Below are 11,128 nucleotides of genomic sequence, written 5' to 3'. Positions count from 1 at the left end.
GGCTGAGGAAACGGCGTCGACGACATCCACCAAACAGACGGTCGTGAACAAGGCGAAACAACGCGTCCGCCGTCTTCTTCCGGAGGTAACGCGGAATAACGTGCCATATTTACAGCAATCGTCCGGGACTCCGATCTATCATGCCCTGTCTGAACTCAAGGGATGGTAAAAAAAGGTATACATATTCGTCTGTCATGACAAGGGATGAGAGTCCGAAAGCGCTTACGGATGAAATTCAAAAAAATGGTTCGCTAACCTATGACTTACATCTGTTTTCAGCGAACCAAAAAAGTTCCCACAAAGTCTTGACTGACTCATTCATTATATTGGGGTTTTTAATGCTGATAGAACAATTGTATAATTAAATTCGGAAATAATAAGGAGGCAGCTATATGATTACAGGAGAATTAAAGAACAAAGTCGATAAAATATGGGAAACATTTTGGACAGGCGGAATTACGAATCCGCTGACGGTTATTGAGCAATTTACATACCTTTTATTTATTAAAGGACTCGATGAAGCTGAAACCCAAAGAGAACAAGAGGCTGCTTTATTAGGAATTGAGTTTGAACGAATCTTTCCTGAAGATAAACAACACTTGCGTTGGAGCAAGTTTAAAAATCTAGAAGCTTCACAAATGTATGAAATTGTATCTAAGGAAGTATTCCCTTTTATTAAAAGCTTGCATGGCAATAAAAATTCCGCATATGCCAAGTATATGAGCGATGCGATTTTTATGATTCCTACGCCGCAAATGCTTTCCAAAATTGTGGACGGTATTGATAAACTCCCAATGAAGGACCGCGATTTACAAGGGGATTTATATGAATATTTGTTATCCAAAATCGCGACTGCTGGAACAAATGGTCAATTCCGCACGCCGCGTCATATTATCAAGATGATGGTAGAGTTAGTCAAACCAACACCGGAAGATATTATTGTCGATCCGGCCGCCGGTTCCGCAGGGTTTTTAGTCGCAGCGGGCGAATATTTGCGCAAACATCGCAGTGACTTATTTTTAGTGCAAAGTTTAAAAGAACATTTTAATAACCATATGTTCTACGGTTTTGACATGGACCGCACGATGTTGCGGATTGGCGCGATGAACATGATGCTCCATGGCATTGAAAATCCAAATATCGAATATCGCGACTCCTTGTCGGAACAAAACAAAGATAAGGACAAATACACCCTTGTCCTTGCCAATCCGCCGTTTAAAGGCTCCTTGGATTACGAAGCCGTTTCAAGTGATCTATTAAAAATTACAAAAACAAAGAAAACCGAGCTTTTATTCTTGGCGTTATTCTTACGTATCTTAAAAACAGGCGGACGCTGTGCCTGCATCGTGCCAGACGGAGTTTTATTTGGAAGTTCGAAAGCACATAAAGAAATTCGCAAAGAAATCGTGGAAAATCATAAATTAGAAGCAATTATTTCCATGCCAAGCGGTGTGTTTAAACCATACGCCGGCGTTTCAACAGCGGTTATGATTTTTACTAAAACAGGCGTAGGCGGAACGGATCAAGTATGGTTTTATGACATGAAAGCCGATGGCTACTCATTGGATGACAAGCGCACTCCGATTGAAGAAAATGACATTCCGGACATCATTGCGCGCTTCCATAACCGTGAAGCAGAAAAAGATCGGAAACGGACAGAGCAATCGTTCTTTGTGCCGGTGGAAGAAATTCGTGAAAACGACTATGACCTATCGATTAACAAGTACAAAGAGATTGAGTATGAAGAAATGGAGTATGAAGCGCCAAGTGTGATACTTGAAAGAGTGGAAACGTTGGAAAAAGAGATTATGCAGGGATTACAAGAATTGAAAAAAATAATTAGAGGGTAGATTGCTCTATGAAATATATGAAAGTAAAGGATTTATTTAAAATTATAAAAGGAAAAAAAGTGGAACAGGTATATGAAACAAATGAGAATACAGTAAGGTTGATACAAATTGATGATTTAAGAAATGATGACAATATTAAATATTGCGAACGAAAAGAAGAGTATATATTCGCAAACAAAAATGATGTAATTATAGCATGGGACGGTGCAAATGCTGGTACTATTGGTTATGGGTTGGAAGGAGCTATTGGAAGTACTTTAGCAATTCTACGTACAGATTCAAATAATTCAAATAATATATTCATTCCATATATAGGTAGATTTTTGCAATCAAAATCAAAGTATTTAAGAGACACTTGTACGGGGGCGACGATTCCACATATTTCTAAAAAAGCGCTGGAAGAAATTAAAATTCCGATACCTTCGTACGAAAAACAGATAGAAATATCAAAAATACTCGACAAAGCCCAAGAACTCATCGACAAACGAAAAGCCCAAATTGAATCGTTAGAGCAATTAGTACAAAGTTTGTTTTGGGAGATGTTTGGGACTTACCTAACATCTAACAGAAATAAAATGTTTTTCGGTGAGCTTGTGAAAGAGTTTCGATATGGAACATCGGTTAAATCAGGTGAATTTGGATATCCTATTTTAAGAATTCCAAATATAGTGAATGGAATAATTGACGAATCTGACTTAAAATATTGTGAACTTCCTGAGAAAGATTTTCTAAAGTTAAAATTACAGGAAAATGATCTTCTTTTTGTACGTACAAATGGGAACCCTAATTATGTAGGAAGATGTGCTTCAGTAACAAAAAAACAAGAAGGATATGTGTATGCTTCATATTTAATAAGAGCTAGAATTGATTTAGATAAGCTGAATACCGAGTATGTTACTAAATATATGAATTCAGTTTTTGGACGACATGAAATTATACAGAAGGCAACAACTTCTGCAGGACAATATAATATAAATACAGAAGGATTAGGAAACATATTAATTCCTGTTCCTCCATTGAATTTACAAGAGGATTTTGCGAGAAAGATCAAATTAATAGATGCTAAGAAAGCTATTTTACAAAGAGGGCTATTGGAATTAGAGAACATGTTCAACTCCCTCATGCAACGTGCATTTAAGGGAGAACTATTCAACGATTAATGCATGTAAAGGAAATTCATGTTGGTTTGGTCGAGGGAGGGGGATTTGTTGTTATCCAACTTTAGTTTTTTAATAGGAAAACCTCATTATGAGAGTTTTGCGAGTGCGTGTATAGAGGCGGAGAAAAGTTTAGTGGTCAGTCCGGCGACGTGCGCGATTTTAACGCGCCGTGCGCTGGAACTCGCGGTGAAGTGGGTGTACAGCTTTGACAGCGCTTTGAAAGTTCCGTATCAAGATAATCTTTCCAGTTTGATTCATGACAACGTCTTTTTGTCCATTATTGATGAAGACTTGTTGCCGTTGTTGCGTTACATTGTCAAACTGGGAAATGTCGCCGTTCATACGAACTCGATGATTACGAGGGAAGAAGCGATTCTTTCCCTGCATAATCTTCATCAGTTTGTGTCTTGGATTGATTATTGTTATTCAGATGAATATACGGCTACGGATTTTGACGAATCGTTGTTGCCAATCGGCGAGGAAAAGCGCGAGCGTCCGGAAGAATTAAAAGATTTATACGAACGGTTAAGTTCCAAAGACAAGCGTCTTGAAGAGATGATGAAAGAAAATGAACAGCTCCGCGCTCTTCTCACCGCCAAACGGGAAGCGAATGCAAAAGAGTATCACTTCCAAGTGGACGAATTAAGCGAATTTGAAACTAGAAAGAAATACATTGATTTAGATTTAAAGTTAGCGGGTTGGGAATTTAAAAAGGACGTTGTTGTGGAATATCCTGTCGTTGGCATGCCGAATCAAGAAGGAGTCGGCTATGTCGATTACGTCCTTTTTGGCGACAACGGGAAGCCGCTTGCGGTTATCGAAGCGAAACGGACAACCGCTGACCCGAACAAAGGGAAGCAACAGGCGAAATTGTACGCCGACTGCATTGAAAAAATGCATGGCCAACGTCCAATCATTTTTTACACAAACGGTTTTGAAACGTATATTTGGGACGACCTTAACTATCCGGCGCGGAAGGTTTCCGGCTTTTACAATAAGGAAGAATTAAGCTTGCTTATTGATCGTCGGACGATGAAGAAGCCGCTAAAAAATGTGCAAATCAATGACAACATAACGAATCGCTATTACCAAAAAGAAGCAGTTTTAGCCGTATGTGACGCGCTCGAGAACAAACGGCGCAAAGCGTTGCTTGTCATGGCGACGGGGAGCGGCAAAACCCGGACGGCGATTTCGATTGTCGATGTTCTCACTCGCCACAATTGGGTAAAAAACATCTTATTTTTAGCGGACCGCAAAACGCTTGTAACGCAAGCGAAAAATAGCTTTAGCCATTTGTTGCCGAACTTGACGCTTTGCAATTTGCTCGATAATAAAGATAATCCGGAAGAAAGTCGGATGGTGTTTTCGACGTACCCGACAATGATGAACGCGATTGACGAAGCGAAGCGAAAAGACGGCAAACGTCTCTTTACCGTCGGGCATTTTGATTTAATTATCGTTGATGAATCCCATCGCAGTATTTATAAGAAGTACCGAGCAATTTTTGACTATTTTGACGCAATATTGCTTGGCCTTACCGCCACACCAAAAGATGAAATTGACCGCAATACGTATGAAGTGTTTGATCTGGAAAACGGCGTGCCGACCTATGCCTATGAGTTAGATCAAGCCGTTCAGGACGGCTATTTAGTCGATTATCGGACGATTGAAACAAAATTAAAGTTTCTCGAAGAAGGCATTCATTACGATGAGTTATCGGATGAAGAAAAAGAACGATATGAAGAAACATTTGATGATGAAGTAGGCGAGGATATTGACAGTGCCGCGTTAAACGAATGGTTGTTTAATGACGATACGATTGATACGGTACTGAGAGATTTAATGGAAAAAGGAATTCGCGTAGAAGGCGGAGACAAACTCGGCAAAACGATTATTTTTGCGAAAAATCATCGTCATGCAGAAAGAATTGTGGAGCGCTTTGATCAATTGTTCCCTGAATACAAGGGCGGCTTTGCACGGGTCATTGATTACAGCGTGAACTACTACCAAACATTAATCGATGATTTTTCCGACCGTAACAAATGGCCGCAAATTGCGGTATCGGTGGATATGCTCGATACTGGAGTGGATATTCCGGAAGTTGTCAACCTTGTGTTCTTCAAGAAAGTACGCTCCAAATCAAAGTTTTGGCAAATGATTGGACGCGGAACCCGTTTATGCAAAGACTTATTCGGAGTTGGACAAGATAAAACGCATTTCCTTATTTTTGATTATTGCGGCAACTTCGAGTTTTTCCGCGAAAATCCAAAGGGAATCGAAGGAAAAGCGGTGGAAAGCTTAACGGAGCGTTTGTTTAACGCCAAAATTGAAATCATTAAAGAACTGCAGCATTTACAGTACCAAAAAGAAGAGTATATTGCCTATCGCAATGAATTGATTGACGAAGTGCTAGCGGAAATCAATAAGTTAAACGAAGAAAACTTCCGCGTACGCCAACATATTCAATACGTACACAAGTTTAAAAGCCGGGCTAAATGGGATTCCTTAACAGCGATGGATGTCAATGAAATCAAAGAACATATTTCGCCGCTGATTGTTCCGTTGAATGATGATGAATTTGCGAAACGTTTTGATTTGCTCATGTACACGATTGAGTTGGCAAAACTGCAAACGAAAAATGCCACAAAGCCGATTCGGAGTGTGATTCGCACCGCAGAGGCGTTGTCGAAACTCGGTTCCATTCCTCAAGTGATGGAACAAAAATACATCATCGAAAAGGTGCAAACGGAAGAGTTTTGGAGCGAAGCCGATATTTTCGAATTGGAAGCCGTTCGCGAAGCGTTGCGCGATTTAGTGAAATTCCTTGAAAAAGAAACGCAAAAAATTTACTATACGAACTTTAAAGACCAAGTTTTAGAAGTCAAAGAAAACGGCCCGATGTTTAATGTCAATGATCTGAAAAATTATCGGAAAAAGGTTGAACATTATCTGCACGAACACCGCGACCAGATGGCCATTTACAAGTTGCGAAATAATAAAAAGCTAACATTTTTTTTGTACTTAAAAACGTTGGAGCATATTCTTTGGAATGAGCTTGGCACACAGGAAGATTATAAAAGAGAATTCGGAGACACGCCGATTACAAAGCTCGTCCGCCAAATCGTCGGCCTTGACCCGCAGGCCGCCAACGAAGCGTTTTCCGAATTTTTATCAAGCGAACGGTTGAACATCCAACAAAGCCGTTTTGTCAAATTGATCGTCGATTACTTTGTGAAAAATGGAGTCATGGACAAGCGGGTGCTGCAGGAAGAACCGTTCAAAACCGTCGGCAGCATTGTTGAACTCTTTAAAGACAACATGGACGACGCGCGGAGGATCATTAGCATTATCGATGAGATTAACAGAAATTCAGAAGATATTGTGGGGGCGTAGCAAGCGAAAGCGTTCTTGTAGCATCTAAGTAAGTCGTTCGGTTTATTACTAACATTCCAATATATCTGTTTTTTCTTCGTTGTTAAGGCATCTTTGAGTCTGAAGTATCTCAAAGGTGCCTAATTATGTATTGTGTATAATAATATTGGTGAAATATGTATCGAATAGGTGGTGTGAAACATTTGATAGATTTAGTCTCTATAAAAAAACTAGTATTTTAGTGAATTTAAAGATAGATTTTTATCTTATTGAGAATAATGAATTATGGGATCTGGGGAAATAGTAAGGTGGATTAGGCAAGGAATTTTTAATACCAATTGATAAAATGGCAAGTTTTTTCATTAGGCTATAACAATTATAAAAAATTTAGGGGGTTGGTTATTTTTATGAGTGAAGCGCCAAAAAAGATATCTTTTCTGTTTGGAGCTGGGGCTGAAATAGGATATGGACTTCCGTCTGGTGGAAAATTTGCTGTGGACATTTTCAAAATGGATCCAAGTGAAGATAAGAAGGAGTTCAAGAAACAAAGAGAAAAAATCAACGCTGGTTCGCCTTATGCTGCCTATTGGTTACCACAGAATTACGAAAATAAACCAGTATCATCTTTTGGAAAAACTAATTATGAATCATTGATCTTTTCTAGCCTAGAAAACCGGAGAAATGAAATAATTGACTACTTCGAAAAGTTTGATGATTATGCCAAAAAATGTGCAGATGCATTTTACAAAAATTATAAGATACATATTGAAAAAGCATTTAAAGAATTAACGGGTTTGTCTATTGGCAGCGAACTATTTAATCATAAGATAAAACTTTCAGATTTGTTAAAAAAGGGAGATTCCTTATTTGGGTCGGAGTATTTTTCTGCGTTTTTAAAGATTCTAGAACTAAAAACCATAGAGGAAAAACAAAAAGCGAGTATAAAGAAAATTGTTAGGGCTTTCTTTGAATTGCTGATTGGAGCATACGGAGAAGATTTGGTTCACCAGCTAAATGATGGATTATTTGAAAAAAGACCTGACGATATTGATTTGTTTGATGATTTAGGATCGTTTTTTACCTTAGATTATAAAGGTGCAGGATTATCTGGACTAGAGATAATTTTTACTCATAATGATAAGGATCTAAATGAAAATAGTACACCTATAGAAATTATGACAGAGTTTGCGTTTAAAGTTTTAGAGGATCTGTTTACTAAAGCATTAGATTACCAAGCTTTGATTGATAATTATTTTAGGTACTTATACTCTCCAAAAACAGATTGGTCTAAGTTCTGTAAAATATCTATATTTCTCCATACTGTAAGAAGGTACATTAAGGAAATCGCTGAAAGATATGAGGATAAAATTTTAGAAGGAGAAGGTTATTACCACGACTTAGATAAGCTTGAAGAAAATTTTATTATACAATCTATTGGGACTACAAATTATAATACATTTATTGAAAAAATCACAAAAAGGGAAATTGTATATTTAAATGGTTCTGTAGAACTGTACTATGACCCATATTTGAATAAAATTATGAGTAGAGAAGAAGCTGAAAAGTCAAAGCATTTTACTGTTCCTTTTTTATTTACTCAGAGCGGAATAAAACCGTTAACATCTGTGGCGATGTCAGAGCAATACGTAAAACTTTATCAGAATTTTAAGGAATCTGATTTAGTTTGTATTATAGGTTTTGGCTTTAATAAGGATGATGGACATATTAATGGTATGATAAGAGCATTAATAGAGGACGAAAATAAAAAGGTTTGCATACTTCATTACACTGACGAAAATGCAATTTCTAGAGATATAGAAAAAGATTACAAGCATAAATTAAGAATTGAATCAACAGATAATCTAACTATCCTACCAGTTGATGATAATAGAGAGATAAACGGCGTAAAATGGTATAAAAAGTTGCTAGAAATTCTCTAAGTTTAGCTCGGTAATATGGTGTTAATTATTAAGTAAAATTGTTGATCTAAAAGTTTGTAAAAGTTAGATTTATCAAGTAGAAGGATTCTACCATGTATGCTATACATGTTAATTGTTAAGGTAACACTGTTGTTACTGCCCTAAGTTTGTCGAATAATGGAAGAATAAAAGAGATGAGAGCTTCTAATTATAAAAGCACGAAGCTCTCTTCTTTTTGTATTTTTATGGAGTATTTATGCGGAAAATCGAGTATTTCCTATACTCGGAAAAGTTCTATTATTGTAAATTTTTGTTGAAAATCTAGTTCTAATTGAGTATAATTGATTAAAAGTGCGTACTAGTTACGTCACGATATCCGTTTAAGCAATTATTATTGGAAAATGTGTATAGCGAATCTAAAAGAGAGGTAATTATAATTATCTCGTTTTTACAATTAGATAGACAGACAGCGAAGAAACCACATCAAGAAACTGTTAAAATTTTCTTTGATGTGGTTTTATGTTTTTATATTGAGTTTTCACACTGAATTATTTATTAGGTGATTGGTGATGATATTAATTCTTTCAGATCAATATGATGTACATGCCGATAAAGTCATATCAGAATTGAATCAAATGAACGCTTCTTATTATCGATTAAATTTAGATGTAGAATCGTTATGTAAAACCATAATCACTTATGACTTAGATAATAATAACTGGAAAATTAATAACGGTGTTAGTGAAATTAACAGTAGTGAGATTAGTTGCGTTTGGCTAAGAAGACCTTTTGTCGAGCTAACACTGGAGGAAGCTCATGAACAAGATGTTCAGTTTCGTATATGGAAAAATGAATGGAATAAAACACTTTTAGGATTGTATTTAGATTTAAAAAATATAAAATGGATGAATAACATCCAAAAAACATATCAAGCTGAAAATAAATATCTTCAGATGAAACTGGCTCGTAAAATTGGATTTTCTTTTCCAAAAACATTAATTAGTAATGCTAAAGAGGAAATTATTAAATTTGCTGAACAGAATGAGAAGATTGTTTTAAAATTAATGGCACAAGAATTTTATAAAACAGAAGATCAACAATATAAAGGAATATATGTAAATCTTGTTACATTAGATGATTTACAGGAATTTAATTTACACTCTGAAAATCCAATTGTATTACAGGAATATATAGAAAAAAAATATGAAGCAAGATATATGTATGTTGGTGGCGAGCATTTTGTTTGTAAAATTGATTCACAAAAATCATCTGTTGCAAATATCGATTGGAGAAGATATGATATTGCGAATACTCCCCATAGTGTTATAGAACCACCTTTAGAGATTTCGGAAAAAGTTAATCAATTAATGAAAGAGCTTAATTTAGAATATGCTGCATTAGATTTCATTATTGATCCAACGGATAAATGGTACTTCCTTGAAGTGAATAGCATGGGCCAATGGCTTTGGATTGAGGATTTGACGGGTCTCAAAATCTCGAAGTCGATTGCAAAATGGTTAGTTAATAATTCTTGATTTGAAGGAGGATTTATATGAAAGTATTTGCGTCAAGATTTTTAGAAGCTCCAACAACTGAAAAGGTTGTGGATCCAAAAGATTGGACATGGGAGCCTGCAAATAAAGAAGTGTATAATATTTATGCTTCAGGTAATAACACTCGCTCAAACCAATCTACTTATGCAGCTGAAAGGGACAGTCGTTCTGATACAGATCGACCAAATGAAGGACTTTATATTGCTTAAACGGTTGAATACCTTGATCCAGATCCCGGTATACAGCAGACTTAGACATGATAAAATCGGTTACGCAGAAGGAGGAATCAGGGCTAAACAGCTCTGGTTCTTTTTTTCATCTTTTTGTTGTGTCTCAGCCACACGAAGTTCTGAAAGTGGTGTTACTAGTGAAATAAGTTATGTACCGCTTTTGTAATTTCACTAGTAACGAATTTCTTTATTCATTTTGTTCCTTGATTAGTTTTGTTAAATAAACAACCATATCTCCAACATAGCTACGCCATTCCGGCTCATACATTAAAAAATAAGGAACGCGCAAAACACGGTATTCTTGTCTTTTGATGTAAGCGTCTCTTTTTTGATCATATTCCATACCCTTTAATGTAAAATGGAGAGGTCCATCCAGTTCATAATTGATTTTAACTTTTTCATCCTTGTATTGCGCATCTAAAATACAGCGATCTACAGGAACCTGATAGTCAGTTTCCGTAAACAATGGATAACCATAGTGTCTCATATGCGCCAAGTTAACTTCACGAAAGAACCATTCTTCAGTTTTCGATCCATGCTTCAATAATGACCGCTTTGACTTGTTCACAAGTGTCACTTCCTTATCGAAAGTAAATTAGGTGAACACTGCTACTATCTTGAATATCTGCGATCACCACTCAAGGCATGTGGAGTGTTGCGCGTTGCTTATAAAAAAATAAATATTTGGAAAAGCTCGTTTCTGAAAATCAATGAAACGGGCTTTTCCTATATCCTTTATTCATTTAAAAAACCCGTGGTGCTAGTTGAGCGTTAGAACTCAACTAGCCCTAGTGTGACCAGCGAATAGGCTAACAATATGCCATCGAGCGCTACTTCAAATCCGATCATGGAATTCGCTCGAATCTCTGTGATCCGGTATTGGTCAACCAGAACCGAGAACACCGTCTCGATCACTTTGCGTTTTTGTTGGATCCACTTCTCCCATGCCTCGGACGGGCGATGTTTCTGGTTTTTTCGAGACGGAGTCCAAAGCGCCATTTGGTATTCTTCGTACAGCCTTTTTTGCAAGTCACGGCTAATGAA

The 11,128-nt window shown here is 36.8% G+C and carries 8 protein-coding genes and 1 pseudogene; 7 read left to right on the top strand and 2 right to left on the bottom strand.

The features are described 5' to 3' along the window. From BM278_RS18485 to BM278_RS16485, 7 genes and pseudogenes are all read left to right on the top strand, one after another. Window positions 1–169, top strand: a pseudogene (locus tag BM278_RS18485) (UPF0236 family protein); the annotation flags it as partial. Window positions 170–392: 223 nt separating this feature from the next. Further along, window positions 393–1,850, top strand: a complete 1,458-nt coding sequence (locus BM278_RS16510) for a type I restriction-modification system subunit M (RefSeq protein ID WP_090951977.1) — start codon at window positions 393–395, stop codon at window positions 1,848–1,850. 8 nt (window positions 1,851–1,858) lie between these two features. Beyond that, window positions 1,859–3,010 carry a restriction endonuclease subunit S gene (locus BM278_RS16505; RefSeq protein WP_090951974.1) on the top strand — a complete coding sequence of 384 codons (1,152 nt, stop codon included), beginning with the start codon at window positions 1,859–1,861 and terminating at the stop codon, window positions 3,008–3,010. A 48-nt stretch (window positions 3,011–3,058) separates the two neighbouring features. After that, window positions 3,059–6,403, top strand: a complete 3,345-nt coding sequence (locus tag BM278_RS16500; RefSeq protein ID WP_090951971.1) for a DEAD/DEAH box helicase family protein — start codon at window positions 3,059–3,061, stop codon at window positions 6,401–6,403. Window positions 6,404–6,789: 386 nt separating this feature from the next. Then, window positions 6,790–8,322: a hypothetical protein gene (locus BM278_RS16495; protein WP_090951968.1), complete on the top strand. Its 1,533-nt coding sequence runs from the start codon at window positions 6,790–6,792 to the stop codon at window positions 8,320–8,322. Between the two features lie 548 nt (window positions 8,323–8,870). Continuing rightward, complete coding sequence (locus BM278_RS16490) at window positions 8,871–9,836, top strand: MvdC/MvdD family ATP grasp protein (protein WP_090951965.1); 966 nt, start codon at window positions 8,871–8,873, stop codon at window positions 9,834–9,836. A gap of 17 nt (window positions 9,837–9,853) precedes the next feature. Continuing rightward, window positions 9,854–10,063: a hypothetical protein gene (locus tag BM278_RS16485; protein WP_090951963.1), complete on the top strand. Its 210-nt coding sequence runs from the start codon at window positions 9,854–9,856 to the stop codon at window positions 10,061–10,063. A 208-nt stretch (window positions 10,064–10,271) separates the two neighbouring features. Here BM278_RS16485 and BM278_RS16480 read toward each other — a convergent pair whose 3' ends face one another. After that, window positions 10,272–10,652, bottom strand: a complete 381-nt coding sequence (locus BM278_RS16480) for a DUF559 domain-containing protein (RefSeq protein WP_090951960.1) — start codon at window positions 10,650–10,652, stop codon at window positions 10,272–10,274. A 203-nt stretch (window positions 10,653–10,855) separates the two neighbouring features. After that, the coding region (locus BM278_RS16475) for a transposase (protein ID WP_279625774.1) at window positions 10,856–11,128 on the bottom strand (273 nt) is incomplete at its 5' end.

The organism is Parageobacillus thermantarcticus (assembly GCF_900111865.1).
Lineage (GTDB): Bacteria > Bacillota > Bacilli > Bacillales > Anoxybacillaceae > Parageobacillus > Parageobacillus thermantarcticus.
This window is presented reverse-complemented; position numbering and strand designations above follow the sequence as displayed.